General features: G+C 71.1%; 20 protein-coding genes, 1 tRNA gene and 1 pseudogene. 16 read left to right on the plus strand and 6 right to left on the minus strand.

Annotation, left to right across the window (positions count from 1 at the left end; all coding sequences use genetic code 11):
- Positions 1–20 precede the first annotated feature (20 nt).
- Positions 21–4,319 (minus strand): WD40 repeat domain-containing protein, encoded by a 4,299-nt coding sequence (locus tag QOL88_RS19360; RefSeq protein WP_097217732.1) that lies wholly within the window; start codon positions 4,317–4,319, stop codon positions 21–23.
- 413 nt (positions 4,320–4,732) lie between these two features.
- Between QOL88_RS19360 and QOL88_RS19365 the strand changes: the two genes are divergently transcribed.
- From QOL88_RS19365 to QOL88_RS19375, 3 genes and pseudogenes are all read left to right on the plus strand, one after another.
- A complete protein-coding gene (locus QOL88_RS19365) occupies positions 4,733–5,224 on the plus strand; it encodes a hypothetical protein (RefSeq protein ID WP_257027824.1) in 492 nt (163 codons plus the stop codon).
- Positions 5,225–5,318: 94 nt separating this feature from the next.
- Positions 5,319–5,534 carry a ferredoxin gene (locus QOL88_RS19370; RefSeq protein ID WP_097217735.1) on the plus strand — a complete coding sequence of 72 codons (216 nt, stop codon included), beginning with the start codon at positions 5,319–5,321 and terminating at the stop codon, positions 5,532–5,534.
- A gap of 9 nt (positions 5,535–5,543) precedes the next feature.
- Positions 5,544–5,624 (plus strand): annotated as a pseudogene (locus QOL88_RS19375) (hypothetical protein); the annotation flags it as partial.
- A 220-nt stretch (positions 5,625–5,844) separates the two neighbouring features.
- Here the strand turns inward: QOL88_RS19375 and QOL88_RS19380 are convergent.
- The 5 genes from QOL88_RS19380 to QOL88_RS19400 form a co-directional block, all read right to left on the minus strand.
- A complete protein-coding gene (locus QOL88_RS19380) occupies positions 5,845–6,621 on the minus strand; it encodes a glycosyltransferase family 2 protein (RefSeq protein ID WP_179878907.1) in 777 nt (258 codons plus the stop codon).
- Positions 6,622–6,661: 40 nt separating this feature from the next.
- Entirely contained in the window at positions 6,662–6,793 is a 132-nt protein-coding gene (locus QOL88_RS19385) for a hypothetical protein (protein ID WP_257027825.1), read from the minus strand.
- A gap of 99 nt (positions 6,794–6,892) precedes the next feature.
- Positions 6,893–6,972, minus strand: a tRNA-Ser gene (locus QOL88_RS19390).
- An 862-nt stretch (positions 6,973–7,834) separates the two neighbouring features.
- Positions 7,835–8,539, minus strand: coding sequence for a GNAT family N-acetyltransferase (locus QOL88_RS19395; protein ID WP_306456177.1), 705 nt, complete (start codon positions 8,537–8,539; stop codon positions 7,835–7,837).
- Positions 8,451–9,209: a GntR family transcriptional regulator gene (locus tag QOL88_RS19400; protein WP_097217741.1), complete on the minus strand. Its 759-nt coding sequence runs from the start codon at positions 9,207–9,209 to the stop codon at positions 8,451–8,453. Before QOL88_RS19400 ends, QOL88_RS19395 begins: the two co-directional genes overlap by 89 nt.
- A gap of 736 nt (positions 9,210–9,945) precedes the next feature.
- On the opposite strand from QOL88_RS19400, the gene QOL88_RS19405 reads away from it, so the two are divergent.
- The 13 genes from QOL88_RS19405 (at position 9,946) to QOL88_RS19465 (ending at position 20,786) form a co-directional block, all read left to right on the plus strand.
- Positions 9,946–10,215, plus strand: coding sequence for a DUF6284 family protein (locus tag QOL88_RS19405; protein ID WP_097217743.1), 270 nt, complete (start codon positions 9,946–9,948; stop codon positions 10,213–10,215).
- Entirely contained in the window at positions 10,215–10,640 is a 426-nt protein-coding gene (locus QOL88_RS19410; protein ID WP_257027826.1) for a hypothetical protein, read from the plus strand. Before QOL88_RS19405 ends, QOL88_RS19410 begins: the two co-directional genes overlap by 1 nt.
- Positions 10,637–11,536, plus strand: coding sequence for a DUF2637 domain-containing protein (locus QOL88_RS19415; RefSeq protein ID WP_097217747.1), 900 nt, complete (start codon positions 10,637–10,639; stop codon positions 11,534–11,536). Before QOL88_RS19410 ends, QOL88_RS19415 begins: the two co-directional genes overlap by 4 nt.
- Positions 11,536–11,871, plus strand: coding sequence for an RRQRL motif-containing zinc-binding protein (locus tag QOL88_RS19420; RefSeq protein ID WP_097217749.1), 336 nt, complete (start codon positions 11,536–11,538; stop codon positions 11,869–11,871). Before QOL88_RS19415 ends, QOL88_RS19420 begins: the two co-directional genes overlap by 1 nt.
- A 31-nt stretch (positions 11,872–11,902) precedes the next feature.
- Positions 11,903–12,463, plus strand: coding sequence for a hypothetical protein (locus QOL88_RS19425; RefSeq protein WP_097217750.1), 561 nt, complete (start codon positions 11,903–11,905; stop codon positions 12,461–12,463).
- Between the two features lie 99 nt (positions 12,464–12,562).
- Positions 12,563–14,680 carry a cell division protein FtsK gene (locus tag QOL88_RS19430; RefSeq protein WP_097217752.1) on the plus strand — a complete coding sequence of 706 codons (2,118 nt, stop codon included), beginning with the start codon at positions 12,563–12,565 and terminating at the stop codon, positions 14,678–14,680.
- Between the two features lie 203 nt (positions 14,681–14,883).
- Entirely contained in the window at positions 14,884–15,348 is a 465-nt protein-coding gene (locus QOL88_RS19435; protein WP_097217754.1) for a hypothetical protein, read from the plus strand.
- 90 nt (positions 15,349–15,438) lie between these two features.
- Positions 15,439–16,506 (plus strand): DNA cytosine methyltransferase, encoded by a 1,068-nt coding sequence (locus QOL88_RS19440; RefSeq protein ID WP_097217756.1) that lies wholly within the window; start codon positions 15,439–15,441, stop codon positions 16,504–16,506.
- The gene (locus QOL88_RS19445; protein ID WP_097217758.1) at positions 16,503–17,402 is read left to right on the plus strand and encodes a bifunctional DNA primase/polymerase; all 900 of its coding nucleotides are present in this window, start codon (positions 16,503–16,505) and stop codon (positions 17,400–17,402) included. The genes QOL88_RS19440 and QOL88_RS19445 overlap by 4 nt, the downstream gene beginning before the upstream one ends.
- Positions 17,399–17,827: a hypothetical protein gene (locus QOL88_RS19450; RefSeq protein ID WP_257027827.1), complete on the plus strand. Its 429-nt coding sequence runs from the start codon at positions 17,399–17,401 to the stop codon at positions 17,825–17,827. The genes QOL88_RS19445 and QOL88_RS19450 overlap by 4 nt, the downstream gene beginning before the upstream one ends.
- Entirely contained in the window at positions 17,824–18,984 is a 1,161-nt protein-coding gene (locus QOL88_RS19455; RefSeq protein WP_097217760.1) for a DUF3631 domain-containing protein, read from the plus strand. The genes QOL88_RS19450 and QOL88_RS19455 overlap by 4 nt, the downstream gene beginning before the upstream one ends.
- A 177-nt stretch (positions 18,985–19,161) precedes the next feature.
- Positions 19,162–19,347 (plus strand): helix-turn-helix transcriptional regulator, encoded by a 186-nt coding sequence (locus tag QOL88_RS19460; protein WP_097217762.1) that lies wholly within the window; start codon positions 19,162–19,164, stop codon positions 19,345–19,347.
- 62 nt (positions 19,348–19,409) lie between these two features.
- A complete protein-coding gene (locus QOL88_RS19465; protein WP_097217764.1) occupies positions 19,410–20,786 on the plus strand; it encodes a tyrosine-type recombinase/integrase in 1,377 nt (458 codons plus the stop codon).
- Positions 20,787–20,850 lie beyond the last annotated feature (64 nt).

Below are 20,850 nucleotides of genomic sequence, written 5' to 3' on the forward strand. Positions count from 1 at the left end.
CGTTGGGCGGGACGGTCTCGTCAGCCGTCGCACGGCGGATCGTAGGAGAGCCGGGGCAGGTACTCCCGCCAGGTGTCCTGCGTCAGGACGCCCCGGGTCATCGAGCAGATGCGGCGCACGGCCGTGTCGACGTCGAGATCCCAGAGCCGGATGGTGTCCGCCCCGCTCGACACCCCCAGCATGTGGCTGTTCGGGCTGAACGCCAGGAAGGTGCCGGTCTTGGAGTTGGGGCTCATCGACTGGCCGATCGCGGTGGCGTGTGAGGGGTCGGAGACGTTCCACAGCCGCACGGTGCTGTCGTTGCCGCCGCTGGCCAGGGTGCGGCCGTCCCGGCTGAACGTCAGTGACACGACCGCCTCCGTGTGGCCCGTGAGCCGCGCCTGCTGGGAGGCCTCGGCAGGCTCCGAGATGTCCCAGAGACGGACCGAGTTGTCGTCACCGGCGCTGGCCAGGGTGCGGCCGTCGCGGCTGAAGGCGAGCGCGTTGACCGCTCCGAGGTGGCCCCGCAGCGGCTTTCCGATCAGGGTCACCCGGCCGGGGGCGGTCACGTTCCACAGCCGGATCGTGCCGTCCGCGCTGCCGCTGGCGAGCGTCCGGCCGTCCGGGCTGAACACGAGATGGTTGACATAGCCCTTGTGGCCGGTGAGGGGCTTGCCGAGCGGGCGCGGGCGGGCCGGGTCGCCCACGTTCCACAGCTGGATGGTGCGGTCGTCGTAGGCGGTGGCCAGGACCTGCCCGTCCGGGCTGAAGGCCAGCGGGTCGGCGTACCGGATGTGCAGGGGGGCGGGAGAGCCGTGGCGGACCGGGTGTTCGGGGTCGCGGACGTTCCACAGCTCGACCAGCCGGTCGCCCGTCACGACCGCGAGGGTGCGGCCGTCCGGGGAGAACTCCAGGGAGCGCACGTCGCCCTCGCCCGGGCGGAACGGCTCGCCCAGCCGCACCGGCCTGCCGGGCCTGCGTACGTCCCACAGCCGGATCCGCCCGTCCCGCGCCGCCGTCGCGAGTAACCGCCCGTCCGGCCGGAACACTCCGGTCCGGCCGGTCATGTCCGACGTCGGCAGCGACCACAGGCGGACCTTGTTGTCCCCTGCCCCGGTGGCGAGGGTCCGCCCGTCGGGGCTGAAGCCCAGCGCGTACATCTCGCCGCTGCTGCCCGCGAGGGGCCCGCCGACCTGCGACGGGTACTCCGGGTCGCTGACCTTCCACAGGCTCGCGGTGCTGTCCGCGCTGGCCGCGGCGAGCATGTTCCCGTCGGGACTGAAGGCCACCGACCAGACCGGCCCGGTGTGACCGGTCAGCGGCGCGCCGATCGCGGCCGGGCGGCCGGGACCGGCCATGTCCCACAGTTGTACGGTGCTGTCCGCGCTGCCGCTGGCGAGGGTGCGGCCGTCGGGGCTGAAGGCCACGGAGTGCACGGTGGCCGTGTGCCCGGTCAGCGGCGTCCCGGCGGGCTGCGGGCGCGCGGGGTCGGAGACGTCCCACAGCCGGATCGTGCCGTCGTCGCCCCCCGCGGCCAGCGTCCGCCCGTCCGGACCGAACGCCACCGAGCGCACGGCGGCCGTGTGCCCGGTCAGGGGCTCGCCCAGGGCCCGCGGCCGGCGCGGGTCGGCCGTGTTCCACAACCGGACGGTGTGGTCGTCGCCCGCGGAGGCCAGCGTGCGCCCGTCCGGGCTGAAGGCGATCAGGTAGATCGTGCCGTCGTGTCCGGTCAGGGGCTTGCCGAGCGACTTCGGCTGCCCGGGGTCGGACACGTCCCACAGCCGGATCGTGCCGTCGTCGGAAGCGCTGGCGAGCGTCCGGCCGTCCGGGCTGAAGACGGCGCTGCTCACCCAGCTCGTGTGCCCGGTCAGGGGCTTGCCCAGCGGCCTCGGGCGCTTGCGGTCGGCGACGTCCCACAGCCGCACGGTCCGGTCGTAGCTGGCGGTGGCCAGGATCCGTCCGTTCGGGCTGAAGGTCGTGAGGTAGACGGCGCCCGTGTGGCCGCTGAGGGGAGTGGAGAGCGGTGCGTTCACGATGGAGATCAGGCGGCTGTTCGCGCCCTTGTCGTCCGGCCGCAGACCGTGCGCCACCAGGTCGAGCTGCGCGGACAGCGATGGATCGGTGTCCTGCATCCGGTCGGACTGCGCGAGCACCTGCTCGAAGACGGCCTCGTCCCGCTGCTTCCAGGCGACGACGGCCGCCCCGACGGCCACCATCGCCAGGACGACGAGCGTCGCCACCGCGCCCCGGCTGATCCAGGTGATCCGCCTGCGCAGCCGCACCGACGCGGCCAGGAACTCCACGGCGCTGCGGGTCAGGAACGTGTCCCCGGCGGACCTCGCCCAGCCGTGGGCCTGCTCCAGCCGGGAGCCCCGGTAGAGCAGCGAGGCGTCGCGGTTCGACTCCTCCCAGGCCCGGCCGTCCTCCTCCAGGCGCTGGCGCAGCAGATTGCCCTGCCGGTCCTCGTCGATCCAGTCGCGCAGGCGCGGCCAGGCGTGCAGCAGCGCCTCGTGGGTGATCTCCACGGTCTCCGCGTCGAGCGTCACGAGCCGGGCGCGGACCAGCGCTTCGAGGGACTCCTCGGTCTTGCCCGGGTCGGTCGACTCCTCGGCCAGCTGACGCCGGGTCCCGCGGCGGCGCGTGGCCTGGGTGTCCTCGCCCAGCCGGACCAGGCGGAGCAGGAGCAGCCGGGCCGCGGAGCGCGCGGCCGGGTCGAGGCCGGTCCAGGCCCGTTCGGCGGTCGCCGCGACCGCGCCCTGGATGCCACCGGCCGCGCGGTAGCCGGCCAGGGTGAGCCGGCCCGCCTTCCGGCGCTGCCAGGTGGCGAGCAGGGCGTGCGAGAGCAGCGGCAGCACGCCTGCGTCGTGCGCCCCGCGCGGGCCATCGGTGCTGACCTCCCGGACGATCAGCTCCGCGAGCCCCGGTTCCAGCTCCAGGCCGACGGCCTTCGCCGGGCCGGTCACCGCCTCGCGCAGTTCCGTGGTGGTCAGCGGCCCGAGCACCATGTGCCGGTGCTGGAGCGCGTCGGCCAGCTCGGGGTACCGCAGGCAGCGGTCGTAGAAGTCGGCGCGTATGCCCAGCACCACGATCGCCGGGGCCGGTTCGCCGGGGCCGGCGGGCGAGCAGGCGGCGTGCAGGACCTCGACGAAGGCACGCCGGTCCGCCTCGTCGGGACAGAGGGTGAACGTCTCCTCGAACTGATCCACGATGACGACCGGCCGGGCTCCGGAGGGATCCACGCGTCGGGCCCAGGCGGAGACGGCGACGCGGACGGCTTCGGGGGAGGGGGAGTCGGGCGGGGCGGTGGAGGAGCGCGGGGCGGTGGAGGGGGGTGGGACGGTGGTGAAGGGCCGATCGTCGGCGACGGGCGGGGTGGCGGGTTCCGGGGCGGTCGGGTGCCCGGGCTGCCGCGGGGCGGGGTCGTCCGCGGGGGAGGGCCCCGGGCGCTCCGTGGGGGAAGGCCCGGGCCGCTCCGCGAGGGAGGCCTCGGAAGAACCGGGCCGCTCCGCGAGGGCGGCCTCGGATCCCGCTGCCTCGGGCCGCGCCGGGGCTTTCCCGGGCGGGATCGAGGCCGAGACGACGGCCGCCAGCTCGGGGATGCACCGGCTCAGTTCCGCCAGCGGGTCGCCGCCCGGTACGAGCTGCACGACCTCTCGCGCCCGCCCGCTCCCGTCGGCGTTCCCGTCGCCGTCGCCGTCGCCGTCGCCGTCGTCACCGCCCAGCGCGCCGTCCCGCAGGGCGGGCACCAGACCGGCGTTCAGGAGCGAGGACTTCCCCGCCCCCGACGCGCCCACGAGCATGACCAGCCCGCCGGCCTCCGCGACGGCCCCGAGCTGGGTGACGAGCGCGTCGGTGCTCCGCTCCCGGCCGAAGAACCACCGGGCGTCCTCGCGTCGGTAGGAGGCCAGCCCCCGGTACGGGCACACCCCGCCGGGCGCGGACGCGGTCTCGTCCGCGGGCCGCTGACCGTCCTCGGCGGCGGACGCGGACCCCGAGGGACGCTCGCCGACCGGGTCGGCCACCGCGCTTTCCCACAGCCGCTGCCACTGGCCGAGGTCGTACAGACCGGGAGAGACCGGAGTCGGCCGCGAGCGCCGCGCGTCGGGAATCAGCACGTGCAGCACCGCCGCCAGGGCGGGGAACTGGGCGGGTACGTTCCGGGCCCGCCGCCAGTCGCTGATGCGCTGGGCGGACACCCGCACGGGCCGACCGCGTTCGTCGACGCGCTGAAGCCGGACGACCGCCTCGGACACCCGCTTGAGGGGAGGGTTGCCGGCTTCCTTGTACAGCAGTGCGAGGCGTTCCGCGAAGGCGGTGCGTGCCCCCGAGTCGGAACTCAAGGTCTCAGCTCCTTACTTCCACGCCTGGACGTCCGGACCGGAAAACTCACTCTATATGGCTGACCTGCGGCAATACCGTCCGCCAGGTGCCGGAACCTCCTCCTCCATGGCCGGAAATGGCAGGATCCGAACGCAGCAGAGCACCCATCCGGTCAGCATCCGTCCGAGTCGGACGACGGCAGCTCCACCGTTCGGTACCGGTCCCCACGAGGGGAGGGACCGGTGCCGGACGACGTGGTGAGCCTCCCCGACGGACCCCGCCCAGCAACCCCGTCGGACATCACCCCGTACCCCCGCCGGACCGTGTACGCACACCCGGCGAACCCACTCGACCGACCCTGGATAACTGACGACCCGTCAGCTATGGTCACCCTGCCGTACCGCTTCCGGAGCGATGTACAGGGGTGAGCGCAGTGGAGTCACGTCCCGAGAGCCCACGACCGCAGGGTGCTCCGCGCTGGGTCGCGATGTTCTACCGTCCGGCCACGGGCTCCTGGCGGACGGCCGCGCAGTCGCCCCACCGCACCCCCGTGCTGTACGCCCTCGGCGAGATGACCCAGACCCTGCGCGCACGGGGCGACGAGGTGACGATCGCCCTGTGGGGACCGAGGGACGGCGCATGGCACCGCTTCGACACCCCGCGGCGCCGGACCACCACTTCTCAGCCCATTCCCGAGCTGATTCCCGAGCCCGGCCCCGAGCGCTCCCCCGGCGAACCGGCCAAGCTGGCGGAACGGATGACCGGCCGCCGCCACCAGGCCCTCATGGCCGGCCTGACCAAGGCGGGCCTCTACGACCTCTCCCCCGAGGACGACACGACCGTCCAGGCCCTGGTCGAACGACTCGACGAGGCCGCCGTACGACGGGTCGCCCACTGGCTGGCGACCGCCGGAGGTACGCGGTAACCGGCCCGGTTCAGCCCGCCTCCCACTGGGCAGTCAACTCCCGACGGCCATGGGGTTCCTGGTCCCGATGCCGTCAGGAGGGGGACAAAGGGGCATGAAGGTCTTCGTGGACCGCGACCTCTGCTACGGCTCCGCCGAGTGCGCCCACCGGGCCCCGGCGGTCTTCGACTTCGTCGACGGCTTCGGCGTCGTCCGCCCGGGCCGCGAGGAGCCGGGCGAGGATCCGTCGATCCTGGAGGCGGTCGAGAAGTGCCCGAGCCAGGCGATCAGCATCACCCAGGCACCGCCGCCGGCACCGGAGCGGCCATAGCGAGAACGGATGCCGACACCGAGCCTGCTCGCGGTCTTCGCCCATCCCGACGACGAGTCCCTGTCGGCGGGCGGTGTCCTCGCCCGCCACGCGTCCAAGGGTGCGCGCACGGCGGTCGTCACGGCGACCTGGTCGGCGGACACCCAGCGCGCCGCGGACTGGCCGAGGCGCTCCACATCCTGGGCGCGGGGAGCCGCGCCCAGGCCTCGTCGCCGCCCTCCCCGCGCCCGAACGGGAACGGCTGCTGGGCACGGAGTACTACACCCGCCACGACCTGACACCGACGGCCGCGGCGCAGACCGAGTTGCTCTCATAGAGCGGCCGAGGTACTCCACCGAAGTCGGGACAGCGCCCTGGCCCTGGCCTCCACGACAGCCATCCGTACCTCGCGCTCGGCCCGGTCCACATGGGCCGCCTGGCCGGTCACCTGTCCCTCCCACTTCCGGTACAGCAGGCCCACCTCCCCCGAGAACCAGCCCCGGCTCACCGCGTTCAGCGCCAGCAACAGCCCCGTGTCCTCCGAGGCGGGCAGCGCCATCCAGCCGCCCAGGGCGAGCAGCAACTCCCGGCGCACGAACAGCGAGGCGGGATGCACCTGCGCGAGGAAGCCGTTCGCCTTCCAGTGCGCGAGCACCGCCCCGCGCTCGATCGGCCCCTGGTCAGGATCGCCCGGGAACCCGACGGTCGACCCGTCGGGCAGGAGGTCGAGCACCCGGGACGTGGCCCACCCGAGGTCCGGGTCCCCTTCCAGCACGGCGAGGTCCCGCGCGAGCGCGCCCGGCGCCAACTGGTCGTCGGCGTCGAGGACCTTCACGTACGCCCCGCCCCCGTGGGCCAGCGCCATGGTCCTCGCGACACCGGGCCCCCCGGCCCGCCCCTGCCGGAACGTCACGCGAGCGTCCCTCGGCACGTACGGCCCGACGTCCTCGCTCTCCCCGTCCTCCTGCACGACCCAGTGCCACTCCCAGCCCTCGGGAAGCCGCTGCGCGCACAACGACGCGTAGGCCTCCGGCAGGAACCGGGCATGGGGGCCGTGCACAGCGGTGACGACGACGATCCGCCGACTCCGACTCACGACGACGCTCACCCACCCTTCTCCGACCGGCACGCCCTGGTGATCGTAGTGCTCAGTACGTGCCCGGCCGCCCCGCGCCAGCCCCCCTCGCCTCGTCCTGGGCTTCCCGCCCGGCGAGGGTGATCATCACGGCGGCCCGGGCCTTGGTGTTGGTCATGGCACTCGTGGCGTCGTTGGGGTTCACGCCGGAAGACGACGCAGGGCGCCCGGCCGTTGCCCCACGCACAAGGGGCGCCTCTCGGCGAGAGGCGCCCCTTGCGTACTGCCACATCTATGACCTGCGCGGAGGCGGTGGGATTTGAACCCACGGTGACATCGCTGCCACGACGGTTTTCAAGACCGCGAGTTTGACTCACGCCGTACGCCGCTTGACCTGGTTATTCGTCCTGCCCGGTCTCACTTGGTGCCTCAGACTGGCCGCAGGTTGGCCACGAGGCACTCGGACGCGTCCGCGGAACTGGGTGGGTTTACGGTTCGCCCGCCGGGCCACCGCCGGAGGTCCCGCCCCGCCGCAGCATCTGAATCAACGGGACGAGCACAGCTACGACTCCGGCGGAAGTACCAAGCGGGGCCGCAAGCCGCGGGAAAACCAAGACCAAGGCAACTACCGTGATCCCGACGGCAGCGACTCCGATCACCAGCAGGCCCTGCCCGCGGGCCCCCTCAGAGCGCTTCGGCCCATCCCCCTTGCGGCTGACGCCGACCTGAGAATGCGGCGACTCCGGGTTCGTGGGTACGGTCATGACTAGACCTTTCTCAGCTAGGGACAAGGTCGGGGCGGCTCCCGTGCCAGCGGGGGCCGCCTTTTTCTGCGACCACGCCACCCGTTAGCGGGCAATGGTGACAGTCCTGCGACCAGCCGCCAATCTGGTTATCCACAAGGCCTGTGGATAACCAGTCAATAACTGTGCGTAAACCCGGGTTATCTGTGCACGACCCGGTGGACAAGCCTGCGAACAAGTCACAGAAGCGTCCACACAGCTGCCTCTGAGCTGGGAAAACGCGATCTACACACTGTGGAGAAGAAAAACTTCCCAGAGTGACGGTCACTACTGGCTGTAAACGCGGAAGTCCTTATTCCGCGCTTACAGCTACCCGTGTAGATCTCGAAGAAAGGGGCGAATCTTAGTGCCTGGGTCTGACAATCAGTTCTCATGCCTCACGATGGACTCCGCGCGAGGCAATGGTTCGGGATAGCCATGGAGACGGGCCAAGACGGGGCCTTTCACGGCTGGCCAGCGCGTTGACCCCTCTGAGCTGGCACCTCGGAGCGGGTGGCTTCGCCTCCATCCGGTTCCCGGTTGGGAGAGACAAGCAAAGGGTTCTCTGGCATGACCAGCTCGCCAACCGGCCGTTGCGCCAACCATCCCGACCGCCGGTGTGACGGCTCCTCCGTGCGCACGTGCCTGAAGCGCAGACGTTCGTAGTAGGCGTGCAACTGCGTATTCGTGCGCCAGGTGTCGATGCGCACCCAGGTGCGACCTTCCAGTGCTGCCAGGCGGCACATCCAGTCAATAACCCGCGTGCCGAGGTGCCGCCCGGATGCTTCGCGCGCAACGATCAGCTTGTACAGGTACAGGGCTGATTCAGGGCGGTCCGCGTCCGTCCAGAAGTCGCGGTCGACGGGGCCGCGACTCACCGTTGCGAGCACTTGGTCGTGCTCATCAACGACGACCCAAGCGCGCCCCTCATCTATGCTGGCCCGCCACTTCGTGATGGCCTTTTCGCCGGTCTCAGGATCGCTCCACTGGTCCGTGCCCTTGGTTCGGAGCCACTCCTCTGCCTCTGTTCGGAGAGCCAAGAGGGCGGGTACGTCCTCCGCCGCTGCGGGGCGGAGGTACTCAGTCGGTGCTGACTTCATAGAGGATCTTGTGCCTGTCTCCGGGGAGGATGGTGACCATGCAGCGGAGGGGACGGCCGTCCGCGTCATAGCCGGTTCGGGTGTGCTCTGCAATTGGTGTGGCCGCAGGAAGGGCGAGTAGTTCTGCCTCCTGGCGAGTCGGCATGCGGACGGAGATCTCGTCCCTGTACTTGGCCTGCACGAGCCCAACGGAGGCCAGTACGCCGCCGGGTGCGGAGACGTCGCGCGGCTCCATCAAGGGCGTGCCGGTCACGAGCTCTTGAGGGAAGTACGAGTCGGCGAGGGCGTAAGGCCGGTTGTCTATGTACCGGACACGCTTACGCGCCACGGCCAGGCCGTCTGCGGGGAGTTCGAGGCATTCGCGGACGTGGGGCGGCGGCTCCACGATCGACACTGTGATGTCCTGGCGGGGGGCGTTCCCGTTCTCCGAAATCGCACTGGCCCACTGGTCGCCGGCGGTCTGCCCTTCCACCGCTGTGGCGTGGCGACTCCGGCTCTCCAGCGTCGTCCAATTCCATACGACCGGCGGGTAGTCCTCGCGAACGTACTTCCCTTGCCCCTGTCCGGTGACTACGAGTCCTTCCTCGATCAGGAGGCGGACGCCGGCGCGGATGGTCTCGCGGCTGTAGCCGTACTGGCCCATCATCTTGGATTCGCTGGGGAGTGCCTCACCGCCCCCCAGTTGCCCGGACTGGATCTGTTGGCGCAGGTCAGAGGCGATTTCCTGAGCCTTTGTCATACCGCGTCGCACCGGTGATGCATCTCCTCTACTCCGACTCCTCCGTACAAGTTAGACCAGGGGGCTTGACTCTCCAAGCGCGACTCGTGCAATCTCTTGCCCAACGGCACTCCTCCAGACAAGGCGGACGGGGTGTCACGTACGGTTCGCCCGTACAGGCTGCGCCGGAGGAAAGCCCTGCGAGGGGTCAGTACGAAGGGAGCGGCGATTGATTGAAAAGTGAACAGTGATCGTGCGGGGCCGACGCGGGAGCGGCGGTCGCGGTAGGCGTCTAGGGCGAGGGCCCGGGGGCGAACCGCCATGACGAACGCCGCTCTCCCCCTATGTGCTTGGCAGGCGCCACCCGGATCGGGTGTGGGGAGGTGCAGCGGGGCCCCAATGCACGTGGCGGATATGAGAAGACCGCCCCCGCGACGACCGGGTGACGTCGTCGGCGGCACGCCACCCTGCACCGTTTCGTGCAGGCCGCCCTGCTGGCGTCAGAGCAGTGACGATGACGCGCCCGACATCCCGGCTCGGGATCGGTACTCCGTGGCAACGGTGCACCGGTGAAGCCAGGTCCCATCTTTCCCGCTCGCAGCGTCAATCGCTGCGGCCGGTTGCCTCCGCTGCTCGTCTCGTACGAGCAGCGCTGAGGGGAGCCGGATATTCCGACTTCAACGGCGCGCACCCCCCGGAGTTGCAGCTCCGAGGGGTGCTGTTCGGGCCGTTTCACCTGCTAGGGAGACCACGACCCATGAACCACATCGTGACTGTTCAGGACGCTGTTACCGCGTTCGCCGACTTCATGGAGCCGACGAACGCCGAGCTGGACGCGATCGAGCAGGAGATGCCCGTGATTCTCGCGGACGTCGACCTGCTTGACGCGCACATCGTCACCCTCGACCGCACGCCGACCGAGCTGGACGTTCGCCGCATCCGCCGGGCCCGGCGCCGGGCGCTGGCCGCGCGGGTCACGCTGGTCAACCGCGCGGCCGGCACGAGCCTGCCGGGCGGTGCCGCCTGATGTCCCGCTTCGACCTCACGCCCCTCGACCTCAGCACCCTCGACGCCGCCCGCCAGACGCTCGCGGATGCGGAGAGCGTGAACCTGCTGGACGGCAGCGCCATGGCCTGCATGATCGGCCGCCTTGAGGTCGCCGTGAAGCGGCTGATCGAGATGGTCGACGAGACGGACGGCGGGAACGTCGTCCGGTGCCCGGCGGCACACCCGGAGGACCCGACGCCCTGCGGTGGCCCGGTCGTCGTGACCATCATTGATGCGGAGAACGCGGGCGCAGACGGATGCGAGCACCACGCCGCCCGCATGCTGGCCTCGATCATCGGCGCTCGCCCGGTCGCCAAGCCGGACGCCCCCGCCGGGGTGGCCGTGCGCATCTTCCGCACCGCGCACCACACCCACCCGTTCCCGTGGCTGGGGGGCCGGTCATGAACCTTCACCGCAAGGGACGTGCCGCCCTCGTGCTGGCCCTGGTCGCCGTGGTCGCCATGGCGTTCCGGGTGTCGTGGAACGCGCTGCGGGACATCGCCGGCGCCGTGGGCGCGGACGACACGGCAGCGATGCTCTACCCGTTCGTGGTCGACGGACTGATGGCGCTCGCCCTGATCGCCACCCTGGTACTCGCCGACCCCGACCGCACGTTCGCCCTGCGCGTCCTGGGGGCCTACACCGTCGCTTCTCTGGTCCTCAACTACGTGCACGGCCTGGTCCCGGAGCTGCACGGCCGCACGGTCGACTGGGGACGGCTGGCCGACTGGGACCCGGCGAACTGGGCCCTGGTCCTGCTCGCCACATCGCTGCCGGTCGGGTCGATCTACTTCGGCTCCGACCTGGTCGCCAAGGTGCTGCACCACCGCCCGGCCCCGATTCCGGCCGTGAGCACGAATGCGGAGGAATCCACCGAGACCGAGAGGAAACGGTCTACGGCTGACCTCGCGGTATCGACCCCCGGGCCGATCACGCCGAACGCGACCGTACTGCCCCGACCTGTGGCCGTTGGCTTCCTGAAGTCGACGCTCCCAGCCAAGCCGCTCCCCTCGATCGAACCGCCCCTCGCCGCCCCGATCGAGCGGCGCGCGGTGGCCGCTGAGTCGACCCGACCGCGCCGCGCCACCGGGCGCGTGCCGGCGGTGGCGAAGTCGACCCGACCGAAGCGCACGCCGGAACAGTTGCTCGCCGAAGCACGCGAAGCGACAGCCGATTGGCCGGACGCGAAGGTGACCGGCGAGGGCATCCGCCGCGCCATCCACACGTCACCGGCGAACGCCCGGTCGCTGCGTGACACGATCCTCGCCGAACGCGCCACAACGGCGGCTGAGGCAGCGTGATGGCTGCGCTGCCGGTGTTCCGGTGGCGCCTGGCCCCGGACGGATACGCCACCCGCCGCCAACTCCGCGCACAGGGCTTGCGGCCCGGTGGACAGGACGTGGCCGCGACGCTCGAACGGCCACGCCGCCGCCGCGGGCCGCTGGTCGCCTACCTCTACCGCGTCGACCTCGCCAAGCCCGTACGGCCCATGACGCCGGCGAAGTGGGCGGCCCTGACCAAGGCCAACACCGCCCGCCGCACCTGCCCGTCCTGCGGGCGGGATGCGGGCTACGTCATCCCCACCTCACTCGGCATGTGCGTCACCTGCGCCTACCCCAACGAATGCGCCGCCTGACCTGCGCCAATCCCTGAAACGGAGACCAGTCGTGAAGACGACCGTGAGCACGCACAAGCTGCCCGGCTACGGCTCCACCCTGCGCACCTCCAAGCGGCTGACCGAGCAGGCCGTCAAGCTCGTCGCCCGGTCCGTGTCCGGCCGCATGCCGGACGTGGAAGTCGTCCTGACCAACGAACGCGGCATGGCCGAGTTGATGGTCGCCGCTGACATCGCACTGGCCGGCGCCGCCGACCGCCGCGCCCTCAACCGCGCCACCCGGGAAGCCAAGCGGACCGCGCGCGAGATCCAGGGAGCGGCGATCCCGCGCCCAGACGGCTCGACGCTGATCCTGATCAACGCCGACAAGCACCCCACCCCGGCTGACTTCGCCGTGACGCTCGTGCACGAACTGGTCCACGCCATGCAGTTCAGCCGCAAGGGCGTCCTGGAACGGATCGTGCGCAACACCCGCGCCGGACTCGGCATCGAGCGCCAGTCCCGCCGCCAAGCCCGCGAACACGAGCAGCTGGTCGAGCTGGACGAGAACGAGGCGCACAGCCGCGAGTACCTCGCCGAAAAGCTCGTCCCCGGCGCCCGCGCCGCCGCCTGAAGCACCCCGCACTACGCCCGGGGGTGGCCTCTCGTCGGCCACCCCCGGCGTCTCCCTCAACTCCCGCCCCTGCTCGGGGCAGTCAGGAGAACCCTCAGCATGTCCGACAACGTCGTACGCCTCCACAAGAACCCTGAACCCGCTGCTCAGGACGCCTCCGTGACGACACTGACGGTCGTGTCGGACAGTCCCACCTCGGCGCCGGTGCCGTTGTGGGTGCGCTCCGGGCGGGCCGTCAAGCGGCTCGCCACCGACGAGCGCACCACGACCGCCCTGCGCGGTGTGGCCCGGCACGGTCTCTACACGTTCAACGGGGGCCGGATCGTGGCCCGCCGTACCTGGGACGGCCGCACCGGCTCCCGCTACGAGCGCATGATCCGCGCCGCTGAAGCCGCGGGGAACCACGAGCTGGCCGAGGAGTGGGAAGAGCGTCTCCAGCGCTTCCGCGACGCGCGGCACCGGCGCCGCATGGACCTGCTCACCTCGCCCGTCGACGTGGCCAAGGGCGCCGCCATCGGCACCGGGATGAGCATCGGAACTCTGGTCGCCCTCGGGATCGTGATGGCCCTCAACACCAAGGACGTCGCCGACGTCATCACGCCGCTGACTGCGGTGATCGAGTTCATCGGCCTGCTCATCACCATCGTTCAGGTGGTCTGGCCCTACGCCGTCACCCTCGGGCCGCTGTTCGCCCTGCTGGCCCTGTGGTCGGTCGGCCGCAAGCAGCAGGCCGCACCGAACTGGGCGCTGCCCGACACCGTCCGGAATGGGGAGGGTGAGCCGATCACGCCGTCCATCGTGGTCAAGGCCCTGCGTGACCTCGGCGTGCCGGCGCTGCGCAATGCCATCAAGGAGATGGGCGATGCCGGCGCCTCGATGCTCGGACCCATCCGGATCGCCGGATGCGGTGTGGAAGTCGACGTGACACTCCCGTCCGGGGTGTCCACGGTGGAGGTGCAGAACAAGCGCCGCAAGCTCGCCGAGAATCTGACCCGGCACGAGCACGAGGTGTTCATCACCATCCCGACCGCCGCCCGCACGGTACGGCTGTGGATCGCCGATTCCGGGGCGCTGGACGAGCCGATCGGCCCGTCCCCGCTGGTCGTCGACGAGACGATGACCGCCGACTACGCCAAGGGCCGCGCCCCCTGGGGCCAGGACCTCCGTGGGGACGCGGCGCTGCTGAGCCTGTATCAGCGGATGCTGCTGGTCACGGGCCTGTCCAACCAGGGCAAGACGGCCGCGCTGCGAGCGCTCGCGCTGTGGCTCGCCTTCGACCGCACCGCCGAGTTCCGCATCGCCGACCTCAAGGGCGTGGGCGACTGGGCCATGTTCGACGGGCTGGCCACGGTGCTGATCCAGGGTCCGACCGATGAGCACGTGATCGAGGCGACCGAGATGGTCGAGGACGGGGTGGAGGAGATGAACCGCCGTCTCCAGGCCCCGCCCGGCACCGCCTTCCCGCCGCTGATGCTGCTGGTCGACGAGGCGCAGGTGGCGTTCATGTGCCCCGCCAAGGACGAGCAGAAGCGCCCCTACGGTGGGTCCAGGAACGAGTCCCGGTACTTCATGGCCTGCCGGAAGGTCCACAACCAGGGCCGTGCGGTCAACGTGCTGCTGTGGCAGGGCACGCAGGACCCCACCGACCAGAACCTTCCCAAGCTGGTCCGCGAGGGCGCCCACACCCGCGCCTCCCTCGCCCTGGGCACCGAGTCACAAGCGCGCATGGCGCTGGGGGACAAGGCCGTTGACGGCGGCGCCGCTCCGCACCTGCTGCGTCAGGGCCTGGACAAGGGAACGCTCGTCGTCGCCTCCGACGGCATCGACGTCCCGGCCGGGCAGGCGTCCATCACGGTGCGCACGCACTACATCAGCACCGACGACGCAACTGAGATCGCGGAGCGGGCCAAGGCCCTGCGCGACGGGGTCACCACCCTGCACGTCATCGAGCGGGGCGAGGAGCGTGACCCGCTCGCCGACATCGCGTCCGTCCTCGGTAACGCCTCTCGCGTCCTGACCGCCGACGTCCTCAAGCGGCTGTCCGCGCTCAGCGAGGACGCCTACGGCCGGTGGACGCCCGGCGACCTCAAGCGCGTGCTGGAGGACGTCGGCGCCGAGCCGTACAAGTCCGAGGGCCGCATGGTCGTCGGCCGCGACCGCGTCGCCCGCGCCCTCGCCAACCGCAACAACGAGGGTTCCGCTTCTGCCAACGGATGACAGGGAGCCGACCCCCAACGGGCCGGGGAGGCAGGGAGAACTCCCTCAGCGCCTCCCTGACCCGCCTCCCCTGCCCTGAGCTGCGCAAATGATCGCTCAGGGAGGCAGGGAGGCGCGCAGGTCAGACCCCCGAAACACCCCTCCACAGCACACCCGAAGGGTGTGTCTCTGCCTCCCTGACCCATGACCGGAAGGGATTCCGCATGTACCCCGACCACACCCACCAGCCGCCCACCGAACGGGCCATAGAGGTACATCAGCCGACCCCGCTCCCGCCCGCCCTCGCCGTCCCGGCACCGGTCGTACAGGTCCAGCCGAGCAGTGTTCCGGCGGTGGCGAGCATCGTCCTGCCCGACGGCCGTGTCGTCACCGGCTACGCCGTCAACCCCGCCCAGCCCGAGCCGCTCGCGGCCAAGCCGCCCGTCTCGCGTGCGGCGGTGAACGTTGCCCTCGGGGGCGTCGGGTTCCTCGCGGTGTGCGGCGGGCTCATCCTGCTCACCTCGTTCATCGCCGCACTCACCGCCTTCATCACCCAACTCATCACCCTGGCCGCCGTCATCTTCGGCGGATGGATCGCCGTGCAGATCTTCAGCGCGAGCGGCCACCAGCGCGGGACCACGGTGAACATCCGCAAGGCCACGTTCAAACGCAACCACTTCCACGGCTAGCTACGCCAAGGGCGGCCCCCGATTCCGCCAAGAACACCGGGGCCGCCCTTGTCCACCTGCCAACCACTTGACCTGTGGAGGTCTCCCAGCATGACGCAACCCACCGACATCCGGCGAGTGCCCGGCTCGCCGCCGACGATCGTCGCCCTGTGCGCCGGCTACGGCGGCTTAGAGGCCGCGATCCGGGCCCGCATCGGCGGCCAGGTCGCCGCCTACGCCGAGAACGACCCCCACGCCGCAACCGTGTTCGCCCACCGGCACCCCGAGGTGCCCAACCTCGGGGACATCCGCAACGTCGACTGGGACCAGGTCCGCGACGTGTACCGGCCGGACGTGATCGGTGCCGGCTTCCCCTGCCGCAACACCTCCAACGCTGGACGAAGGGACGGGATCAATGGGCAGTGGTCGCGGGTCTGGAAAAACGTCGCTCAGGCTGTGGGCCACCTTCGACCGCGCCTCGTCTTCCTGGAAAACGTGGCGGCGCTCCGCTCGCGGGGGCTGGACGTCGTCGCCGCGGACCTGGCCACGCTCGGGTATGACGTCCGGTGGACATGCGTACGAGCTGGTGACCCCGAAGTCGGCGCCCCGCACGAACGGGACCGCTGGTTCGCCGTCGCCCATCCCGCTGATGCCGACCCCCACCAGCTCGGACGGCACTGGCGGCCCCGGCACCAGCCCGAAACGCAAGGGCGGGTTGAACCTGCGCACCGCAGTGACCCGCCTGCCGGCACCCCCTCCCGGCGCCTGAGGCTGCTGCCCACCCCGAAGGCGTCCGACGGCCCGCACGGCGGACCCAACCAGCGCGACACCTCCGGCCGCTACTACCTCCCCGGACAGGCCGTTCGCCTGGACGAGCGGTGGGTGTCCACCGACGGCACCGACTACGGCCCTGCCATCCACCGCTGGGAGCACATCACCGGACGGGCGGCGCCCTGCCCGACCGAGCCCGGACGCCTCGGCAAGCCGCGACTGTCCCCGGCGTTCGTCGAATGGATGATGGGCCTGCCCGGAGGATGGGTCACCGCCGTGCCGGGCATCCCCCGCAAGGAACAACTGAAGATCCTCGGCAACGGCGTCGTGCCACGCCAGGCACACCACGCCTACGGATGGTTGCTTGGTACCGCCACGGCCAGGCCGTCGCTGGGGGTGGCCGCATGAGCGAGTACCTGACGCGCGCCGCCCTGAACGCCGCCGAACGAGGCTGGCACGTCTTCCCGCTCCGTCCCAACACCAAGCGGCCAGCCCTGCACGGGGAGACCGCCTGCCCCCGCACCGGGCCGTGTGTGAGCGGACACCGCAAGTGGGAGGAGCGGGCCACCACCGACCCCGACCGTATCCGGGCTGCCTGGGCGCACGCCCCGTTCAACGTCGGAATCGCAACCGGCCCCTCCGGACTGCTGGTCGTCGACCTGGACGTGCCCAAGGACAACAGCAACGCCGACGCGCCTGACGGCGCGGCGACCTTTGAGGCGCTCTGCGAGCGCACCGGGCAGCCCGTCCCCCGCACCCGCACGGTCCGGACGGCGAGCGGCGGACACCATCTGTACTTCACCGCCCCCGCCCCCGTGCGGCTGCACAACACCGCCGGGACACTCGCCCCACTGGTCGACACCCGAGCATGGGGCGGATACGTCGTCGCCGCCGGCAGCACCATCGACGGCACCCCCTACGAGCTGGAGGGGCCCGCCCTGCTGCGGCCCCTGCCCGACTGGCTCAAGACCCTGCTGGTGCCCCCGCACCCCGTCAATCGGCTGCCTGTGGCCGCACCGGCCGGCGGGCGCCGCCGCCCCTACGTCGCGTCCGCCCTGGCGAAGGAGACGGCCGCCGTCGCCACAGCTCGCGAGGGGCAGCGCAACGCGACCCTCCTGCGCGCGGGGCGGGCGCTGGGCCGGTTCGTCGCGTCCGGCGACCTGACCCGTACCGAGGTGGAAGAGGCTCTTCAAGGGGCGGGGGAGTCGGCCGGACTGTCCGCTGCCGAGTGCCGCGCCACCCTGCGCAGCGCCCTGGACTGGTCCATCGCCCACAACCAGACCCGCCCGGCGGTGGCGGCATGAGCAACTCTCCCCGCCCTTTGAAGAGCATCGCCACCGCCCCGACGGGGCTGCGCGCCGCCCGACCGGCCGCACCCCGGACGGCCGTGGGCGAACCGAAAGGCGCCGCCCGCAAGGGCGTCGTGACTGCTCTTCCCTGCTCGAACCGGCTCCCGGCCACGGAGATGCAGCCCGACGCCGACCCCACGCCGGACCGGCCCGGCATCCGCATCTACGCCCCGCCCGTCTACCGGCACCCCTACGACGGGGCCCGCTGGTCCAAGCGCTACGGCAACACCCCCACCGCCGCCTACGCCTGCACCTGCGGACAGACCGGCACCGCCACCGCGCCCAGCGCCGTGGCCGCACTGGTCACCGAGTACGACGCCCACAAGTCCGCATGCACCGGAAAGCCTGCTGCATCCCTGGAAGGGAGGGCCGCCGCATGACCCCCACCATCGACGGGGCCGCGCTGCTCAACGAGGTGGAAGCCTTCCACCGCCGGTTCAACGTCTTCCCCACCGACGCCGCGTACGTGGCGGTCGCGCTGTGGGACGCGCACGCCCACCTGCTCGACTGCTTCGACTCCACCCCTCGGTTGGCGTTCCTGTCGCCGGAGCCCGGCTCGGGCAAATCGCGTGCGCTGGAGATCGTCGAAACCCTCGTGCCGCACCCGATGGTGGCCGTGAACGCGTCGGCTGCCGCGCTCTTCCGGGCCGTGTCCGGGGCCGATGGTCGGCCCACGATCCTGTTCGACGAGATCGACACGATCTTCGGCCCCAAGGCGGGGGACAACGAAGATCTGCGCGGCTTCCTCAACGCCGGTCACCGCCGAACCGGCGTCACCTACCGGTGCATCGGAGACGGCGGCAACCAGACCGTGCAGGCCTTCCCCTCGTACTGCGCGGTCGCCGTTGCCGGACTCGGCTCCCTGCCCGACACGATCCTGACCCGCTCCATCGTCATCCGCATGCGCCGGCGGGCCCGCAACGAACGCGTCGAACCCTTCCGGGCCCGCATCCACGAGGCGGAAGGTCACAAACTCCGTGACCGGCTCGCCGAATGGGCAGAATGGGCACGGGGGTTCGTGCTCGGGGCCTGGCCGGAGATGCCCGACGGCGTCACCGACCGCCCCGCCGACGTGTGGGAGCCACTCCTGGCGATCGCGGACGCCGTCGGGGGCGACTGGCCCCGACGGGCGCGCGAAGCGTGTGTGACGCTCGTCAAAGCCGCCCAGACCACCGACAAACACAGCCTGGGCATCCGCCTGCTGACCGATTTGCGCGACCACGTTCTCATTGGCGTGGACAAGCTGCCCACCATCGCCATCCTCGACCGGCTCAGCGCCCTCGACGACGCCCCCTGGGCCGACCTCGACGGCAAGCCGCTCGACAACCGGCGCCTGGCCCGGATGCTCGGCGAGTACATGACCGCCGACAACACCCCCGTCCGATCCCGCAACATCCGCACCGCCGGCGGAGTCCTCAAGGGCTTCCACGCCGAGGACCTGGCGGACGCCTGGGCGCGCTACTGCCCGCCCCCTCCCCAGGACTCCGCTACATCCGCTACGCCGCTACAGCCCAGCTCAGAGCCCCTGAATCTGTAGCGGCACCCAAGCGTGTAGCGGCTACGCCCACCACCCCGTAGCGCATGCGTAGCCGCTACACGCCGCTCCTCCGCTACAAAAGCACCCCCGCTGACCTGCGATGTAGCGGCGTAGCGGATGTAGCGGACTTCCCAGAAGGGCCGCGAGATGCCCTCAGCCCGAAAAGGAGTCACCGCCTTGGCCAGCACCAAGATGCTCAAGCTCCCCGAAGTCCTCGAAGAGATCGAGATGAGCCGCGCCGCCTTCTACCGCATGCGCGCCCGCGGCAAGGCCCCGAGGCTCATCAAGCTCCCCAACGGACAGCTCCGCTGCCGCCGCACCGACCTGGACGCGTGGTGGGCCGAACACGAGATGTGCGCCTGACTCGCGACCGACCCGAGGGGACCCCGCTACCTGGCGGGGTCCCCTCAATGCAGAGGAGAGCAATGCACAGCTATGACGTGCGCATCTGGAGCATCCGGAAGCGTCCGAGCAAGACCGCGCCGTTCCAACTTCGGTGGCAGGTGGACGGCAAGGAGCATCAGGAGAAATTCGCCACCAAGACGCTCGCCGACGCGCGACGTGCGGAGCTGCTGACCGCGACGCGCAAGGGCGAGCCATTCGACACGGAAACCGGTCTGCCCGTCTCCGAAGTGCGCGAGCGGAACCGTACGAATTGGTATGCCCATGCCCGCTCTCACGCCGCTCGCAAGTGGCCAACCGCAGCAGCGAAGCACCGCGCGAGCATCGCTGAAAGCCTGACCATCGCCACGATGGCGCTCTGCCCCATGGGTAAGGGCCGCCCGGCGGACGACCTATTGCGTCGCGCGCTTTACCAGTGGGGATTCAACGCGGGGCGCCACGACCAGGAACCACCGGAAGCGGAGGCCAAGGCGCTGACGTGGGTGGAGCGCAACACGCCGGCCGTGGTCGACCTGGACAGCGCCCAGCGCGTGCGCACGGTGCTGGAGCATCTGGCCAAGCGGCAGGACGGCAAGCCGGCCGCCGCAAACACGTTCCGGCGCCGCCGCGCGGTGCTGAGCAACTGCCTGCGGCTGGCCGTCGAACACGAGCTGCTACCCGGCAACCCCCTGCACCGCGTCCACTGGGAGACTCCCAAGGCGGTGGAGGAACTGGATGTGCGCAGCGTCGCCACGCCAGCGCAGGCACGGGCTCTGCTGGACGCCGTTCGTGCTCAGGGCCGTCGCGGGGCCCACCTGGTCGCGTTCTTCGCGTGCATTTACTACGCGGCGATGCGTCCCGAGGAAGTCTCCATGCTCAGCGCCGACCAGTGCGACCTCCCCTCGGAGGGTTGGGGACGGCTCATGCTCGCGGGCGCCCGGCCGCAGGTCGGCTCGGCATGGACGGACGACGGCAAGCCGTATGAAGAACGGCAACTGAAGCACCGGGCCCGCCGCGCGGTCCGCCCGGTGCCCATCCCGCCCGTTCTGGTCGGCATCCTGCGGGACCATCTCGAAGCGTCCGGGACCACGACCGACGGCCGACTGTTCAGCGCCGTGCGCGGTGGTCCGGTCCGGTCGCAGGAGTACGGCGCGGTGTGGAAGGCGGCCCGCCTAGAGGCACTCACGCCCGCGCAGGTCGCATCTCCCCTGGCCGCCATCCCGTACGACCTGCGCCACGCGTGCGTTTCGTTCTGGCTCCGCTCCGGGGTGAGTCTGGCCGAGACGGCCCGCCGCGCGGGACAGAGCGTCGCAGTGCTGCAGCGCTACTACGCCAAGGTGCTGGACGGCGAGGAAGACAGGATGAACGCCCTGATCGAGCAGGGCTTGGCCGAGCACGACAGCGGGGTCGAGGAGCCCTGATCCCTGGCCGCAGGTTGGCCGCACGCACTGGTCAAAGCCGGGATGCGGGCGATTCAGGGTGAGA

This window comes from Streptomyces sp. Ag82_O1-12 (genome assembly GCF_900182715.1).
Taxonomy (GTDB): domain Bacteria; phylum Actinomycetota; class Actinomycetes; order Streptomycetales; family Streptomycetaceae; genus Streptomyces; species Streptomyces massasporeus.